Raw genomic sequence first — 16,615 nt, 5'->3', positions numbered from 1 at the left:
AAGGCTTTTTAGCAGCCGTAGCGCCGTTTGAGGCCAACTCACCAGGCGCTGGCGTCGCTTGCCGATTACGGGCGGCAATCGTCATCGGTCGTATTTTGCGAGACCTGTTCACCATCGTCGTTCCTCTCCAAATATTCGATAATACACTATTCTACGCTCTATTCCACGATTCGGCACTCTTGCGTTGAGTTCCGATGCGCCGTTCAGTCTTCCGCGCTCTGCGACGGTGTAGCAGCGCTTCTTATTTGCAGCACGGGAACCGTCGTGGCGCACTTTTCCATCGGAGTGACGGAACATCGTCACAGGCAATCCGGCGCGGTCCGGCCGTCTCGCGATCGGCGCGGCCGCAGGCAAGATAACTGCGTTCTGTCGTTCCTGCTCTGCATCAGTCCTCATTCGCCCGAGCGGATTCCTTGTGTCAGATGGCGCCCGTCAGCGTGCCGGCGCCATGCGTTTCAACTGTCGGTCTTCTGTTCATCGATGCGCTCCGAGCAGCTTGCGAGCTTTGTCATGGGCACGCCGGCCGGCATCCGCCAGGCTTGGCGCCGGATCTCCGTTATAGAACGTGCCGTCGGTCCAGATCGCGTGCATGATCACCGCCAGCTTGCGCGCAACGGCGACGCAGGCCTTGCGGTGGCAGGAGCGTCTGGCGATCGCCTGGCCCCAGCTCTTCACCTTGTCCCTGCCCCTTGAAGCGCGTCATCAGCCCTGACGCCGCCTCGTAAAGCGAGCGCCGCACATCAGCATCGCCGGCTTTCGATATGCGACCCTGAACGTCGATCGAGGTGCCCGACTGCCAGCGCCGCGAGGTCAGGCCGAAGTAGGCCGCAACGTCGCGTGAGCGGCGGAAGCGCGACGGATCGTCGATCGCCGTCATGAACGAAAGTGCGGTGACCGGGCCGACCCCGGGGATGGCCATAAAGCGTCGGCACAGTTCGCTGCGTGCCACCATTTTGACTACGAGATCGTGAGCCGGTAATTCTGCCTCCCAGCGTAGCGAGCTTCGAATAGCGGACAACGATAGCGAACCGTCGGCTCGGCGGATGCAAGATCGGGCACTTTTGATAACATTCTTGCTGCGGTTTCGCTCCGCGTCGACCTGGCATTATCCCGCAATTCGGCGCCTCCTTTGTCGTGACGCGAACAACTTCATGCTTGCATATCTTGCGCAACTCAACCTGCTAGCGGATGCGTACGCACAATCGAAATCAGGGCAGCGCCGATCGATGACCAAGGGAGCGAGTGTGATTGATGTCAGCTCGATCCGGGAGCGTGAAATCACCCTTCATGGCCTTACTAAGGCTGATGATAGGTACACAGTTTACTACGATGAGACGAACAACATTCGTCGGTTGCACGTGCGATCGGACGGGCTCAACGTGCGCGAGCCAAAGTGCTTTGTCGTCGGCGGCATTGTGCACCGCGGGGCGCCGCGACCGGTGCCGATTGCCGAGCTTCGATCGGCGCTACGGATGCAACTCAATGCCCCCGAGATAAAACTCAAGCATGTGGCGACCGGAGAAATTCTTGAGCTGCTTAACGCGCCGAGGTTGGAGATTTTTCTGAAATGGCTCCTCGAACAGGGGCTGTACGTCCACTACTCGATTATCGACCCGCTCTATTGGTCGATTGTGGATGTCATCGACTCAATTCTGAAAGCGCGAGCCGCGGGCGCTCTATCGGCGGTTGCGCCTCAGCTCAAGAATGACCTTTATACGATCCTACGCCATGACTACGACGACACTGTCGATATTTTCATTCGCTACCGGTACCCGGATGTGGGGCCAGAACGGCGACCGGCTTTCGTGGCAGAACTCCTCGATCTCCTGGAGCACCGCCGGGAGTTGCTCCCGCACTTCAACTACATGATGCTGAAAGGTGTGCTTCAGATTGCGGAACGGCTCGATGCCCTTCCTTATCTTGAGGACGAGACACCCAACGTACTGATCGAGAGTTTCGCGCCCTTTTATGTGCAGAGGCTCTGTCTCTTCAAGAATTCCCAGCACATCCTCGACGTTGAGGAGATTGTGAAGGAGCGTCGAGCGCTCGTCATTCACTGACCGCGATCGCGAGCTGAAACACTTTCGCTTCGCGGTTTCCCATGACGAACCGGGCATTCAACTGTCCGATATCATCGTCGGTATTCTCGGCAAATTCCTCTCGTTCGTCTGCTCGTCAGACGACGCGGGATTAATGGCTGTGCGCCGCAGCCTGGGGGAGCGGCAACAGCGAACCCTGAGCCTACTGAATGCATTGCTCGATCGGTCGGTCGCAGAGAACAAGGCGTTTGCACACTACGTGCTCAGCCTAAGGGATCAGGAAGCCGCAGCATTCTTCCTCGATCCGTCGGCCTCACCTTAAGGGGTTGGTCGTAGGTTGTAGTCGACCGGATATAGCTACCTTGGGCTAGGGTTGTGAATTCACAATTTCGGTCAAGAGGTCGTCGATGTTTCCGGCCGATGTGGCAAGCCTTCCGTCGACAGTATGAGGAAGATTGTGCTCATCTTCATCGCGATAGCTCGCCTCGAATTCTTCAACCGCCTCTCCCGCCAGAGGCACGCCACGAATTTTCAGGCGCTCATATGCTGCAACGACGAAGTTGAACAGGGCTGGGTTGATGTTCACCACCGAACCATACCAATGGAAGACGCGCTGGCAGGCTTGCCGAGTCTCTTCTTGATATCGTCTAGTGGTCGCAATCGCTGCGACAACAATGTCGCGCGGAACGAGGCACAACGTCATTAGATCGGTCACGATCGGATAGCTCCCGATCGGAACGACTCTTACGACGTGCCGCAATTCTTGCTGGTGATGGAAATAGTTGCGAAGGCACTTCAAGGCAGCAAATTCTTGAACGTCAAAGAAATCTAGGTCAGCTCCAACCTTCAGCCGGTCATTGAGGCTGTGCCCTGCCTCAAGCAACGAAAATAGTGTGTCCCGACTCGGCGAAACGCAGTGCGTATGGTAAAGCCGAAAGAATCTCTCGGACGCCGCGCCGACATTCACCAAATCGAACTCTTCTGCCACACCAATGCTCCAATCAAATAAGCGAGTCGTTGAGGTCGTGATTTGCCGCGCTATCCTAGTTCACAAGAGCACGTCAACGCGAGCGGACCCGTGGTCTTAGGCGCCTCCTGACGCCTGGCTGGGCTTTGCCACGTGCCTTCCCAAGATACGTTGAGGTCTGGTTGTATTCCCAATCCTCGACCCTTTGTGGAAAGGGGTTGCGCGCGGCGAGTGCGATGACGCGGTCTAGCACTTCCACGATTGGCCGGTTTGTGACTGGCCGCCGGCTTTTTGTCGAGAATATTGTCTCGACCAACACGCGCACCAAGTCGAGCTTGTTCAGCTTCGAACCGACGCGCTCCCTATACAAAGCCATGAGGGCCGCCCCAGGCGCCTTGCCTTCTCGGCAGTTCGCCACTTCTCGGGATCGAAACTTGGCCTGCGCAGCCAAAAGCGAGAGTGCCTGTGCGATCTCGGTGTTTGAGAAGTTGTCGAATTCGAAGCTGTCCCTCCAAACCTTCACGTATTCCGGTCGCGTGACGTATCTCTTGGTGTGCAGGATCGACTTGGCGTCATGACTCCCGGCCTTCAGTTTCCGTGCGTGACGCTCGTTGTCCAGGATAAGGAACGCAAAGGTCTGATGGTGGTGCAGATAGTCCACCAAGCGAAGGATGGCCCGATACCTATCCTCAACAGTTCCGGTTGCGTTGTCGATGCCACCAAGAACGATGGTCTCGATGGCGAGTGTCCCTACGGGCACACCAAAATGCCGTTCGAAAATATGCCGAACAGCATAGTCCTCGCTCGGACCTTCCACGAACAAGGTGAGTTTCGGACGGGGATTTAGATCATACCGGTTCGCAACAAATTCGAGGTGCCTCCGCACGTCAGTGCGCGCCTCCAACTCCGGCATATGAACGAAAATCTGGCGATGCGTTTCGTTGGTATGCGGCAGCTCGACGCCGTAGAGATCGCGATGCAGACGTTGCAGCATCTGCGCGCCAGCCTTCATTGTCTCGGCGGCAAGCGCCGCTCCTCGCAATTGATCGCGCCGATCCACTGAGACGAACTGCATGAGATCGTACCAACGTTCTAGCGGGTCGTCCCAGGCTTGCTGGCTCGCAAGGGCCCGGAACGCGTGCTCAAGTTTCGGCGGTGTGAGATCAAACGCTGCCTCTGCATCGCTAGGCTTCCATGCGTGGGCATATTCCTCCCACTCCCATTTCAGCCCGTCTATTGTAGTCCACTCATCGAACGCATAGCCGCTAGACACCTGCCGTGTCCGCATATTGCTGCGAACATGTGGATAGTACCGATCCGAGATGTACTGACAGAGGAGGTCGATCGCCGGGCGAAATCCTCGGTTGCGATCCACCGACTTCGCATGTCCACCATGAAACTCAAACCGACGGCGTCCAATTCGCAGCCATGCTTCGGCATCGAAGCTTGGCGCGCGCAGAAACTCTTCCATCTGGACGGTCAGGTTGTACTCCGACAAGGCGAAGTGCAGCGATGCGATCTGAAACCTTGAATAGTAGGCAACCGTGTCGCTGTTGGGCTCGTCGGGCACCCAGTGCTCCTCGCCTCCGGCAATGTCCAACGCCCATCCGCGCTCGAACCATTCGTTGTTTTGCATCGGCAGACGCAGGTGGCCCACGTCCTCGCTCGGCTGCCGCAGACGGAACACCGGCGAGAACATGCCGAGCCGCTCGAAGGTGAGCAGCCTCTCCTCGTTCACGATAATGCCGCGAGCTTTGCAGAAGTCTGCGAACTTGTCGGCGCTCAGATAGTGGCAGAGAAACACGCCACCCTTCTCTAAGAGCAGTTGTCCAGCATTGGCCGGGATGGTGAGTAGTTTGTTGTCTTGCATATTGGCCGCGGGTCAGCAAAGGACGAAACGAAATGGCAGTCTAGACGCGGGATGTCCTCGCCCCGCGAGAGAGCCGAATCTGTTGGCGAATTATGCTACAACGGCTCCTATCAATTTCGAGCCGATGAAAATCAATGAATCGTTCTACCGATAGTGAGCAAGTCACCAAACGACAGAAAACTGCGCTTGCCTACGAGGTCTGGCCACCGATGCCTAGCGGGCGGCTCGACTGCTACACGTTGCTGTGGCAACTGGAGCTATGGTTGCGCGAAATCGTCTACCTGGAACTCAAGACACGTTACGGAAGCGCGTGGGCGAGCCACATTGTCGTCCAATCTGGCAAGCGCTCACGGCAAATCAAAAAGGGCCTATCGGAGGCGGGAGCCCGTTCTCAGCTTGCGGACAGTCGCCTAACGCACATGCCGACACGAGAACGCAATCCGCTCAGTTACATCACCTTCGACACATTGTTGAAGACTGTCAGCCGACACTGGCGGCTCTTCGCACCATACCTCCCGGTTCTGTCGATCTGGAAAGCTCGCATGGAGGAGGTTAGCCAGATCCGCAACCGGGTTGCGCATTTCCGCAACGGTCACCCGGGTGATCTTCAGCGTGTCGGCCAAGTCCTCAATGACATCGACAAAGGGGTGTGGGTCTTCGTCACATCCTACAACAACCCCCATCCGATCTATCCACCGCGCCGGGACAAGGTAGCGAAGCAATTCATCGAATTGGACCCGTTTCCATGGTCAGCAACTGGTGACAACGGGATAATCCGTTTGGGCATTGCCCCTCGTGACATGCGCATTGGTGTCACCGTGGAAGTCCTCCGCCGACCATGGCTTCGAGCCAAATTTGTCGGTCAGGTGGCCAGTAAGTACGGCTACCTCTATGACGTTCAGATCACTGCGCGTCAGGGGCGCGTGTTCAACTACCGACGATTTCTTGAAGGCACGAAGCGCGACCACGACATTTGCTGCCACATCGTGCTGGATGCGATGAGTAACGGCATTCGATTGACGATTCCTTCGGTGACAGGTGCTACGGCGATCGTGGAGGGGCTGAGCCGCTTCATTGCCGCAGCCGAACGTACGCTGCTTCCATCAGTTTCGTCCATTGCAGGAAATGTTGCTGCAATCGTCAGCGAGTGGCCAGAATACGTGCTCGCCCCTGATAATCCATTGGCTTTCCTTAGCCCCGACATGCCGTGCAGGATGACGGGCGGCCTGCCTTAACAGATGCCACGGTTAGCTTCCCTTGTTCTTAGAAAAATGATACAAAACCTCGGATCATAGGTCCTTAACTCCGAGCTTTCGTATCAATGCCCGAACCCTACTCCCAACGTCAAATTGCCCACGCTCTTCTGAAAGCGCGCGGCATCGCGCGCCTCGTAGAACTGCGCGATGCCGGAGTGACTGCCGCAACGGTGAGCCGTATGGAGCGGGATGGCGAGGTGCTCCGACTTGCACGAGGGCTCTACCAGCTCTCCGACGCGCCTCTCGACGCCAATCATAGTCTGGCCGAGGCTGCCAAACGCGTATCCAAGGGCGTCGTTTGCCTAGTGTCGGCCCTCGCATTCCACGGCCTGACCGATCAGTTTCCCAAGCAGGTGTGGCTGGCGATAGGGCGGAAGGACTGGCCCCCGAAACCCGACAGCCTGCCAATTCGCGTTGTTCGTTTCACCGAGCATCTACTTACCGAGGATGTTGAAACTCACGTCGTCGAGGGGGTGTCTGTAAGAGTCTTCAGCGTCGCCAAGACGATCGCGGACTGCTTCCGGTACCGCAACAAGATCGGCCTGTCGGTGGCGATCGAGGGGCTCCAAGAAGCGCTCCGTCAGCGCAAGGCCACGGCCGGCGAAATCGCAAGACAGGCCGAGCGAGGTGGTGTCTCCACAGTGATCCGGCCATATCTTGAGGCGCTGACGGCCAATGGCTAGGGACATCAAAAACGTCGGCGCTTCGGTGCGCGCACGCCTTCTGCAACTCGCCAAGGCAAGTGGCCAGAGTTTCGATCTTGTTCTTACCCGTTTTACCCTTGAGCGGTTGCTCTTTCGGCTCAGTCGATCGCCCCATGCCAACCGCTTCATTCTAAAGGGCGCGATGCTGATGATGAGTTGGTTCGATGATCCACACCGCGGTACTCGCGACCTCGACTTGCTGGGTTTTGGCGATCCGAGCGCAGAGCCAATGCTGGCGACGTTTCGGGATATCTTGGCGCAGGACGCCGACGATGGCGTCCAGTTTGACGCCGACGCGCTGCGCATTGATCGCATTCGTGAGGAACTAGAATATGGCGGCCTCAGGCTGCGGACTACGGCTTCGATCAGCGGTGCCCGCATCAGCCTGACGATCGACATCGGTTTTGGCGATGCACTAGAGCCTGGCGCCGAGGAACTGGATTATCCGTCTATGCTGGACTTTCCCATGCCTCGGCTGCGGGGCTATGCGCGGGAAACTGTCATTGCCGAAAAATTCCAAGCGATGGTGGCGCTGGGCCGAGCGAATAGCCGGATGAAGGACTTCTACGATATCTGGATCCTAAGCCGGTCGTTCACCTTCGATGACGACAGGTTGCCCCGAGCTATCGCGGCCACCTTCGAGCGGCGCGCGACTGCGATACCTCAAGATCTGCCGGATGCGCTGACCCACGCTTTTGCCGAGGACGCGGCAAAGCGGCGACAGTGGCGTGCTTTTGTCGGCGACCTCGCTCATGATCCGGGAGATCTTGGGAACGTCATCGGTGACTTAGCAGGATTTCTTATGCCCCAGGCTGCGGCAGCAGCGAGGTTGGCCAAATGAGTGCTTTAGTTTCAACCACTGGACTTTGGGGAGCAGACAAGGCTGTGACCCTAAGTGGATATACGCCCCACAAGCACGATCCAAGTCCAATCAAACCGCAATTCGTGGCTCCGGAACGTGTATCAAGCTTGACGTTCGGGCCGCTCGCACTCGCGGCCGCAGTCGCGCGAGCCGCTACAACTCGAGACGATGCACCAGTCACCGTGCTGAACGCACTGCAGCGAAGCAGTTTACCGATGCTGCAAACGATGATCGAGGATGGGACGACGTTCAGCTTGTCTCCCAATTTTCAGTATCTAGCCGATACGGAGCGCACGTTTCTCGCCGCGCGAGTTGGCGCAGGGATTACCGACCTTTACATGAACGCTTTGGGGTACACTTGGCGGGCCAACGCCGCTTGTCTCTCTTCGTCGCTCGATCCACATGCCGACTTCATTTACGAGGGCGGTAGCGCAAGCGGAAATGGCGTCGTTCTCGCCGAAGCGCACGGATCGTTCGCGGCAAATGCCAGTGCTCAGAGCGTTCATCTCCAATCGAAGAACAAATATCTTAGGCAGGTGAAGCCCTACCTCGCCATGACCTCACCTTACGGCGAGGTGATCCACGGATATTCGATTGCGTTTGGCTCCAGGCCCGGCGCGCCGGGTGCGTTTCTGAGCTTGTCGGAAACGAAGATCCCCAAGATGAAGAAAGGAGAGCCGCCGACAACCCCGGAGGCCAGAACTCATGGCGACGGCGCGCCGACGTCGATCGCACTCGCGACGCATCGGTCGAACTTCTTCCTCGCGGGTGCCGACGACGTTATCAATTGGATCGACTGGGTCCGGGCGGCCGATGGCGCCCCGCCGGAACCAACGCCTGTCGAATTCCTCCGAATGCAGTATGCAGGGCGCAGCTATCTCGTGCACGCATCCTCGCTCTGGTGGCCTGACCATGAATGGATCGAAGAGTTCTTTGACCACCGGCATCTTTGGCGCCTTACGCCACGTTGGTCGTCGAGGTTTCGTTTGGGCCGAGGACCGCGCCTAGGATGGTTTGCAGTGGAGGAAACGGCCGGGACGAACTTCCTGAAGTCACTCACCGGTATTATTCAGGACGGTGGCCGTTCGACCCCGGCAACGCTTCCATTACCAAGCTTCGTACCCGTCGGTTTCGGACTTGCAGGGCTGACCGCCGAAGGGCGCGGCGATGACTCCGGCTACCAATACACGCTGTTTCGTGACGGCTTCGCTTTGCTAGGAGATCCCCATCGTGGGCGCCCCCTCGGCATGATGATGTGGTCGCCAAAGGACGGAGTCGCCTTGCAATAGTAAGAGAGTCACCTAGAACGCCGCCAGTTGGTGGTTCTGATCATGACGATCCACCGGCCCTGCACCGGGCCGCGCATCATCTTATCTCAGGCGGTCTTCGACATTTGCGTTCTCCAGAGAGCGTCGCGGTACCTAATGAGCGCAGAAAAGTGGCCGAGACTGCTCTCGGCATGGCTATTGCGGTGTGCTCCTATGGTTAAAACGGCCCGCCGAAACCCTTCTGCCATTCAGCAAGTTTGCCAAGCGCCTTCCGATAGGTGGTGTCATCTCGGACGTACAAGAGCGGGGTCGTCCGCGCTAAGTCGTCATCCCGCCCGTTCAGGAAGGCGTCGACGTGCTCCGCGGGCAAAGACTGTTTGGCGTCGGAAGTAATCTTTACCTGATACCGCCTGCGCTCGAGATCGACGGACAGCACAGTACGAGCCTTGGTCAGCCCGGACTCGCTGTCCTCCGCTGCTTCCAACGGCGTCATTCCGCTAAGATCGTCGCGTTTCGTGTTCAGGAATGCCCCAAGACCGGAGCCACTCAGTTGAGTTTCAGCGTCAACGCAAAGCCGATCCCGGCGCGACTGCCGAAGTCGGTTGGCTTCCTGAATCTGTTTCTGCCGTAGCCCTTCAGCCTGCTTTGCTCTCTGAGCCATGCAGCGCTCGATTGCGCCTTGGATAGGTAAACCCAACGTCATATGTGGGATCGCGCCGCTCTTTCCGAACATCGCGACAACGGCGTCTATGTCGGCAGCGATCTTCGGGGCTTCGGTATCAGACTCAATCGCGGCACGGTATGTCATGCCCGATTCCGCGTGGATCGAAGCCAGCCACGACTCGCCGGTGACGTCCTCTCGCTCTGCGGCGGGAAGCTCAGCCAATATCCAATCGATAGCCTGCACCGCTGCATGCACCACAGCGGTTCTTCGCGTCTCTGCCAGCGTGCGCGCGGTCCACTTCTCCACAAGAGACCTCTCCAGTGTCATGCCGTAGCCATGCCGAACCAGCACACCCTTGCCGAGTAGGTGTTCCAAATAGTTGTCGATCGCCTTCCAAGCGGGCGCGAAGCGAGGTTCGGCGACAGCGGTACTGTTCGCCACTTCGGTAGTGACACGCTGAAACTGCGGTCGTATCAGCCCGCTCTTTTCCAAATGTTTGGCAATCGGCACCGCCTTGGCAACTCCGCTACCAAGGCACTTGTCGTAAAAGACCTCCCCTAAGATTGTGGCCTGCCATACGGCAGCCGGGACGGTGAAACATGCATGGCCAGCAACGTCGATACCAACGTGTTCGGCAAGTCCGATCGCTTGAAGTTCGGCATCACGCGGGACGACAATCTTCTTTCCGGCCAGTTGTTTCAGCCCGTCCACATAGGCGCGTGTCGTTTCGTTAACCCGCTCCTCATGTCTTGCCTGATAGTCGGCGAACCGCTTTTCCTGTGCAGCCTGCCATTTCTCTTCGTCAGCGCGGCTCTTCGCCAGCGCTCTATCGATATCGGGATGATAGAGCCAACACCGTGGCGCAGATTGAAGCACCGCATCCGCGATCTGCTCGCGTGTCGAGTCTCGGGGCAACTTTGACAGGTCGATTTCGACGGCCATAACGCCGTGTTCCCGAAGGCGTTGAATCTTGGTTTCGTCGCTCGCATGGGTGACCGCGACTTCAACAAAGAGGTCATAGCCAAGCGCTCGAATATAGAGGTCCGGGATGATCTTCTTGGGGTCGGTGAACTCAATTCGAAGGAATTGGGTCGTGACCTGCTGACCAGGCTTCATCACGACGTTGCCCTTATCGAGCCCAAGACGTTTCGGCAGAAGTAGCAGCGGATTGGTTCGGAACACCTCCTTGGCAAGAAGATGCAGAACGGTTTCAGGACCGCCGCCACAGGCTTCGCCCTCATCGTGCCCGAAGTGCGGCACGTTTTCATCACCCTTGCGAGCCACCAACCGACCGCCACAGGCAGGGCAATTGCAGCCGCAGGCAATGCCACGCTGAACCTCGCTGATATGCGCCAAGGTGCCGTCCGGCCTCAGCCCATAGACAAGCTGAGCACGATCGGTGCCGAAAGATATTCTCGTATTTTCGTGGTCGTCCACCTCGCCCCCGGTTTTGCTCCGCTCAAGAGCCAGGATGCTCGGCAATGTCGCCTGATGAGCGCCGAGTCTATTCCTGTTCTCGCTTCGCCTCCAACAGGAATGATGTCGCCAGAGTGGTCATCTTGCTGGCGACTTGCCATGCGTTGAAAAGTTCGCTGTGCAAAACTTCAAGATCAGCCACCATCGTATCGCGGCCTTCATCGGTCTGAATTTTGAAGCCATGGGTCTTATAGAACCAATGGAAAAGCCTGTTTCGAGCCTTGAGCGCAGACGCGAAGCGATCCACCAAACCATGGTCAAGGCCGACACAATTCTTCAACGTGCCTAAGAGTTGCCCTAGAGTGCTGCGGTCAATGTGGTCAAGGAGCTTTCGCGCGTCATCGGGGTCGCCTTGATGGTGCCAACCGCGTTCAAGGCCACGGGCGCATAGGAGCAGCGATCCAAGTTCGGTCTCGAATAGCTGCGCCGCTTCTGCTGTTATGCCAAATTTCGCATAGAGTTCATCGCGTGTCGCCATCGGCGGTATACAGCCTGCCTAGATCGGAGGGCGATGGCCGAAGAGCATCTTTAGTGCCGCGACGGTCTTGTCGTAACGTAGGCCTGATGCCTTGCCAGCCATCGACTCTTTGACGAAGTAGCAATACCGACTTGCGCGCTCGGCTTCGTCCTTGACCTCAGCATCCATAATCTTGTGGGGCGTGCTACTGATCGAACCGTCAGGATTAACGCGGACGTATAGTGCATCCTGTTTCCGTCGATCGTGCTTGCCAGATGCCACTTTGCGAGCCGCCTGGCTATAGTTAAGGTCTCCATCCGCGTAGCCGCCCATTCCCGTTTCCCATCGAGCGACTTTCTCATATCGTAGCAATTCGAGTGCGCTGGCGATGTCGATCGGGAAATGATCATCGCCCATGTCGAAGTCCTCTGCGATCATTCGCCGGGCGTCTTCGATGTCTTCCCAATGCATGATCATGTAGTCCATGAGCATGCCGACCAACTGCTTGCATGAGTGGTCGTTCATCGCCGTGAGGATCGGCCGCGAAAGCGGAAAGACGCCGATCGAAACTAAAATGAACATGAAGGCTTTCGCAAGCTCTTCCTGTGCGATCAGGATAAGGTAGAGCCTTGTCGATTTCAGCTTCTCGAACTCGAACATGTCAGCGTCAGCAAGCAGACGCTCGGCATTGTCGACACAGGCTACAATTGTTTTGGTCAGCGTCTTCGGCGACGGTACATTCAAGCGCGACATCGGACGACTCAGCGGAGATTGCGCGAGGATAGCAAAGTTCTCTCGCTAAAACCTCGCGCTCGCTCCGATCCGGCGACGCCGAACGGACGGATGAGTATCGCCGGCGGCGTGCCCGGCATAGAGATCGGCACAGGCAAAAAGCAGTTAGACAACTTTGGGGCCAGCCTCACGTACGGCAGCCATGTCCGTGAGAATATCCTTAACTCGGGCCGCATCGATCCCCTCGACCAAGAGGCGGTCGGATAATGATTGGATCAATCCATCGAAATCGGTCAGAGTCGCCAGGGCCGGGGATTTTGGCGGAGCCTTGCGGGATGGCTGGTTGTTCCCGGCAAGCGCCGCAGCGATTCTCTTAGTGACTCGATTGGCAGCTCGCCGAGACGGATCGTTTTGCACGTGAGCATAGATAGCGGTTGAACGCGGATTTGAATGGCCCAAGATCGCGCCGGTGAGTGCCAGCGCTTCACCTGTCGAAATCGCGGTCGAGCCGATCGTATGCCTAAGAGTATGGGGGGTAACTCCGGGGAGCTTCGCCTTCTTGATCGCCTTTGCCCAAATGCGCTTGGTTCCCTGAAAATAGCTATCGCCACGCGCAGCCGGGAAGACGAAATTGCTGCCCACCTCACGAGGGAGACTTTTGAGCAGCGCAACTGCTGCCGCTCCCAGGGGACGGATCGACCTGCCCGTCTTGCTATCGTCGAGTTCCAAAAGTCCCTCAACGAAATTCACCTCGGTCCATTTGAGCGATGCGATTTCCTCTCGGCGGCAACCAGTCAGCGCCCAAAGCCGTGCAATATTGACGGCTTTGGCATTGACCCCTTCGGCCTCAAGATCATCAAGAGCCGACCCGAGGCGGTTCACTTCCTCAAGATCGAGGAATCGTTTTCGTTGATTGTCTGTCTTGCGGACGGCGGCTGTCTCGCACGGGTTCCGTTGGACGATCTCGCTGCGGATAGCGAAGCTGAAAACAGCAGACAGGTCTCGCACGACCTTGCGAGCCGCGCCCTCACCACCGCGTACAATGATGCGTCTCCGTGGGCCTAATTTCTCGTCTCGATTAGTCTTGCCGGCAGTGACGTCACGGACGAAACGTTCGATGTCACCTGGATTCAATTCGCCAACGCGCTTATGCCCGAGCAGTGCCACGACATGGTTGCGAAGACGCGCGAGTGTCAACTGCTTGGTCAACGGCTTCATCGGCTGACCCTGCCGTTTCCCGCGCTGGATGACGCAGCCCTCTTCTTCATAAAGGTCGATCAAGCCAGTTATCTTCATCTCGCGTCGCTTTGCGCGGCGTTCATCCGCTGGATCCTCACCCTTGGCGACGCCTCCAAGGACAGTCTTCGCGTGCTTGCGCGCCTGCTCTGGAGTGAGCGTGCCTAACCTCCCGATGGTTACGAATCGCTGCGCAGCCGATCGACCACCACCTTCGGCGCGATATCGGACGATGAAGGTCTTGGCGCCGCTCTTTTCCACGCGCAGACCGAAACCGGACAACTCGCTATCCCAGAGGAAATAGCGTCGGTCCCTCTTCTCGGCCGCGTCAACCACCCGTTTTGTGAGGGCCACACCAACGCGCTTTGCCACCGATCCATTCTCCTCAAAGGCCTTCTTTGGTCAACACCTGGTCAACACCGTGAAGGAAAAGATTGGATTACCCTAGCGAAGGGTTGGAAATAATGTCAAGTTTTATCAAGATGTTATCGCATTATGGGATACTGCCGGATACCATGGAGTAGCTCATCTCTAACCTTGCCAAGGTTGGGGTCGAGCGTTCGAATCGCTTCACCCGCTCCAGTTTCCTTCAGGGGGATCAAGCATCGAAAAGCCGCGGTCCGCCGCGGCTTTTTCGTTTTCTGGCGGATTGAAATCGAAAGGGTGGCCACGCTGCTCGGAAGATTCGGGCTACACGCGGGCTACCGGAAGATTTCCCCTGCCGGCGGCAATGTGCGCTCGCAGTAGATCGTGAGCCTCCAAGGGCATTCGCCATAGCGCCTGTCGGATCCGCAACTGCAAAGCTCGCCCCCCTTAGCCTGGGTTAGCCGGTAAGGATCAGATTGGCCTAAATCATCCGGCCTGGCATGCTGGCGTCCCGGCCACCGAAACCAACGCCGTCTTTTCCAAAAGCGTCAGGCAGTGGAAGGGACTCGTTCTCTGAATTTTCCTAATCTAAATGAACGCTTTTGCGGCGTGAGATGCTGCGCAATCGCGAATCCTGCCGATGCACCAATTAAAGTGAACGATCGGTCAATCCACCCACAATGGCGCCCGTTCGTGAGGATTGACGGTCCAAACTCTGATATGCTTCTTGCAGTTAGGACATACGCCAGTTACAGAAACCGAATTGATTGGACCAGAGTCAATGTGACCCGACCGGGTTAAGGCCACCATGGTGTCGCAACAGGGGGCATTTGGATCTGACGATGCGAGGTTTGTATCGCCTCCACTGATGTCGCCGGTCAAACGCATAGCCGATCTTCTGCATTTTACTTGTGAGCAACTCCCCCTTACCCTCCGACGCCATAGGATCGGGCACAACTCGTGCCTCGACTGCCGCGCGGTTGGCCTTGAATCGAAGCTTCTGCAAAACGAGCGAGCCTCCCGTGTCCATCACGAAAACCTCTTGCCAATTCACTTCGCCGGCTTTGTCGACCCATAGCCATCGCGATCATCCGCCTATGGCCTATTGCTTCAGAACGTTCCCGGCTTCTGAGATGACCTTCGGACTAGCCCCCAGGGAAATCGCGTAGCTGAATCGAGCGGCACCTCGTGCCTGCTTGTTTCTTGGAATGCTCCGAACCACCCAGTCATAAACCCCCGACACCATGCATGCGCCATTTGCGCAGGTCACCATCAGCGACCCATCTCGTATGTGATAGGCTCGCTCAGGCCACCGCGTGAAATAATCTCTCTTATCTGCCAGAACTTCACTAAGTGTCCTCTGTTTTCCGTAGTACGAAACGAAATCCGCATACACGTTTGCCACGGCTTGTAGAGAAGACCAGGCATCGCCGCTGTCGCGTTCTATCAAACCGCGAACAATCGCGACTGCCGCCTCTTTGACGGATTCGTCGGATGACGTCCCAGATCGGGCAGGTGCCGTTTCAGCTGTTGTTGGCGAGGGGCCAGAGTTGGCGACCGGTTTTTCGCCACCATGGCAAAGGACTTGGACAACAGACGGAACAACTTTGTCGGATAAATCGGCGGTGGAAAGCGGTTTCGCGTCAGCCGCAGGATCTGGGGCATCGAATTGGATGTTTCGACTTTGAAGGAACAATTCGACGACATTCGATCGAATAGCAAAATTGACGTTCTGCACAGCAATGCCGGTCTCATTGGTAAACTTCGAACCCAGCGCAGCTGTGGAGACGCCAATGATCGATCCCCATTGATCGACGATTGGACCGCCGGAGTTGCCTGGCTGGAGAGGCGTAGACACCTGCAGATATCGGGTGTCGTTCTCCATACCCACGAGCGAATTGATGTTCCCGGTCGTGACCTTAATGGAGTCGGAAAGCAATCCGCTGAGAGGGAAGCCATAGGCGGCAATATCCTCTCCAAGCCGGGGCTGAGAGTGGCGCAACGGAAGGTGAGGCTTTCCTGTACCCATAGAGAGCCTGAAGACCGCGAGGTCGTTTTGTCTGTCGACCGCGAGGTCGCTGCCATCCCCTAGCTGCTGGACGCTAATGCTTGTACATCCTTCGACAACATGAGCATTGGTTACGGCCCAGCCTTGATCGTTCACGAAAAAGCCAGTTCCCGAACTGGAAACGTCAGATTGATCCGCGATTGCCGGTTGCCGCGCAAACACAACGATAGTTGCCGCTACTGCGGCGGAACACATCGCCCAACGTTTCAAACTCATTGCCCAAGCCGTCCACAAAACTGCCCCCTACTAATAAGCCGTGAATATCGCTTGGCGGCAAGCCAACAATTACAACGCAGTGAACATCGCCTTGATAGTGAACATCGCCTTGATAAGGCGTAGTTCATGAGAGGGATCTCCCATCCCATAGTGTGTTGACAATACGGAAGGCCGCTCGCCCAGAGAAACGCTTGCGGTCACCGCGCGGTCACCTTTTCGCTGTTTCACCGCAATTCTTAGACGGCGTAATTCTTGCCTTGCCAAGGTTGGGGTCGAGCGTTCGAATCGCTTCACCCGCTCCAGTTTCCTAAAGGGGAATCAAGCATCGAAAAGCCGCGGTTCGCCGCGGCTTTTTCGTTTTTGGCGGATTAAACCTCGACCGCCCAAGAGCCGGACGTCACTTATGGGATTGCTGGAGGCTGCCGGCGTGGCCT

13 protein-coding genes and 1 pseudogene are annotated in these 16,615 nt (G+C 57.2%); 6 read left to right on the top strand and 8 right to left on the bottom strand.

The genetic code is table 11. The features are described from left to right. Positions 1–188: hypothetical protein (locus FJ936_RS30720; RefSeq protein WP_210245828.1), on the top strand; the 188-nt coding region annotated here is incomplete at its 5' end. A 286-nt stretch (positions 189–474) separates the two neighbouring features. Here the strand turns inward: FJ936_RS30720 and FJ936_RS23935 are convergent. Beyond that, positions 475–964: pseudogene (locus FJ936_RS23935) on the bottom strand (transposase); the annotation flags it as partial. A gap of 187 nt (positions 965–1,151) precedes the next feature. On the opposite strand from FJ936_RS23935, the gene FJ936_RS23930 reads away from it, so the two are divergent. Beyond that, complete coding sequence (locus FJ936_RS23930) at positions 1,152–2,060, top strand: hypothetical protein (RefSeq protein ID WP_141907083.1); 909 nt, start codon at positions 1,152–1,154, stop codon at positions 2,058–2,060. Between the two features lie 346 nt (positions 2,061–2,406). Here FJ936_RS23930 and FJ936_RS23925 read toward each other — a convergent pair whose 3' ends face one another. Together FJ936_RS23925 and FJ936_RS23920 are read right to left on the bottom strand one after the other, a co-directional pair. Beyond that, positions 2,407–3,027 carry a hypothetical protein gene (locus tag FJ936_RS23925; RefSeq protein ID WP_246680523.1) on the bottom strand — a complete coding sequence of 207 codons (621 nt, stop codon included), beginning with the start codon at positions 3,025–3,027 and terminating at the stop codon, positions 2,407–2,409. Between the two features lie 73 nt (positions 3,028–3,100). Further along, the gene (locus FJ936_RS23920) at positions 3,101–4,876 is read right to left on the bottom strand and encodes a hypothetical protein (RefSeq protein WP_141907081.1); all 1,776 of its coding nucleotides are present in this window, start codon (positions 4,874–4,876) and stop codon (positions 3,101–3,103) included. Between the two features lie 134 nt (positions 4,877–5,010). Here FJ936_RS23920 and FJ936_RS23915 point away from each other — a divergent pair, with 134 nt between their 5' ends. The 4 genes from FJ936_RS23915 (at position 5,011) to FJ936_RS23900 (ending at position 8,987) form a co-directional block, all read left to right on the top strand. Further along, entirely contained in the window at positions 5,011–6,111 is a 1,101-nt protein-coding gene (locus FJ936_RS23915) for a hypothetical protein (RefSeq protein WP_141907080.1), read from the top strand. Positions 6,112–6,197: 86 nt separating this feature from the next. Beyond that, positions 6,198–6,815 carry a type IV toxin-antitoxin system AbiEi family antitoxin domain-containing protein gene (locus FJ936_RS23910; protein WP_141907079.1) on the top strand — a complete coding sequence of 206 codons (618 nt, stop codon included), beginning with the start codon at positions 6,198–6,200 and terminating at the stop codon, positions 6,813–6,815. After that, the gene (locus FJ936_RS23905; RefSeq protein WP_141907078.1) at positions 6,808–7,677 is read left to right on the top strand and encodes a nucleotidyl transferase AbiEii/AbiGii toxin family protein; all 870 of its coding nucleotides are present in this window, start codon (positions 6,808–6,810) and stop codon (positions 7,675–7,677) included. Before FJ936_RS23910 ends, FJ936_RS23905 begins: the two co-directional genes overlap by 8 nt. 203 nt (positions 7,678–7,880) lie before the next feature. Beyond that, positions 7,881–8,987, top strand: coding sequence for a hypothetical protein (locus FJ936_RS23900; protein ID WP_141907077.1), 1,107 nt, complete (start codon positions 7,881–7,883; stop codon positions 8,985–8,987). Between the two features lie 196 nt (positions 8,988–9,183). Here the strand turns inward: FJ936_RS23900 and FJ936_RS23895 are convergent, their stop codons facing one another. The 5 genes from FJ936_RS23895 to FJ936_RS23875 all read right to left on the bottom strand — a co-directional run bounded on the left by FJ936_RS23895 (position 9,184) and on the right by FJ936_RS23875 (position 16,181). Further along, the gene (locus tag FJ936_RS23895; protein WP_181763166.1) at positions 9,184–11,067 is read right to left on the bottom strand and encodes a competence protein CoiA family protein; all 1,884 of its coding nucleotides are present in this window, start codon (positions 11,065–11,067) and stop codon (positions 9,184–9,186) included. Positions 11,068–11,134: 67 nt separating this feature from the next. Beyond that, complete coding sequence (locus FJ936_RS23890; RefSeq protein ID WP_141907075.1) at positions 11,135–11,584, bottom strand: hypothetical protein; 450 nt, start codon at positions 11,582–11,584, stop codon at positions 11,135–11,137. Positions 11,585–11,602: 18 nt separating this feature from the next. Further along, positions 11,603–12,316 (bottom strand): hypothetical protein, encoded by a 714-nt coding sequence (locus FJ936_RS23885; RefSeq protein WP_141907074.1) that lies wholly within the window; start codon positions 12,314–12,316, stop codon positions 11,603–11,605. A 144-nt stretch (positions 12,317–12,460) separates the two neighbouring features. Continuing rightward, a complete protein-coding gene (locus FJ936_RS23880; RefSeq protein ID WP_141907073.1) occupies positions 12,461–13,903 on the bottom strand; it encodes a site-specific integrase in 1,443 nt (480 codons plus the stop codon). A 1,096-nt stretch (positions 13,904–14,999) separates the two neighbouring features. After that, positions 15,000–16,181 (bottom strand): serine protease, encoded by a 1,182-nt coding sequence (locus tag FJ936_RS23875; protein ID WP_140793245.1) that lies wholly within the window; start codon positions 16,179–16,181, stop codon positions 15,000–15,002. Positions 16,182–16,615: the final 434 nt, after the last annotated feature.

This window comes from Mesorhizobium sp. B2-4-13 (assembly GCF_006658535.1).
Lineage (GTDB): Bacteria > Pseudomonadota > Alphaproteobacteria > Rhizobiales > Rhizobiaceae > Mesorhizobium > Mesorhizobium australicum.
Note: the sequence above shows the minus strand (reverse complement) of the source record. Positions and strands in the feature narration are given on the sequence as shown.

Excerpts from the sequence above, each read along its gene's own strand:
- FJ936_RS23930 (WP_141907083.1), top strand. The coding sequence starts at position 1,152 with ATGCTTGCATATCTTGCGCAACTCAACCTGCTAGCGGATGCGTACGCA.
- FJ936_RS23920 (WP_141907081.1), bottom strand. The coding sequence starts at position 4,876 with ATGCAAGACAACAAACTACTCACCATCCCGGCCAATGCTGGACAACTG.
- FJ936_RS23915 (WP_141907080.1), top strand. The coding sequence starts at position 5,011 with ATGAATCGTTCTACCGATAGTGAGCAAGTCACCAAACGACAGAAAACT.
- FJ936_RS23910 (WP_141907079.1), top strand. The coding sequence starts at position 6,198 with ATGCCCGAACCCTACTCCCAACGTCAAATTGCCCACGCTCTTCTGAAA.
- FJ936_RS23905 (WP_141907078.1), top strand. The coding sequence starts at position 6,808 with ATGGCTAGGGACATCAAAAACGTCGGCGCTTCGGTGCGCGCACGCCTT.
- FJ936_RS23890 (WP_141907075.1), bottom strand. The coding sequence starts at position 11,584 with ATGGCGACACGCGATGAACTCTATGCGAAATTTGGCATAACAGCAGAA.
- FJ936_RS23885 (WP_141907074.1), bottom strand. The coding sequence starts at position 12,316 with ATGTCGCGCTTGAATGTACCGTCGCCGAAGACGCTGACCAAAACAATT.
- FJ936_RS23875 (WP_140793245.1), bottom strand. The coding sequence starts at position 16,181 with ATGAGTTTGAAACGTTGGGCGATGTGTTCCGCCGCAGTAGCGGCAACT.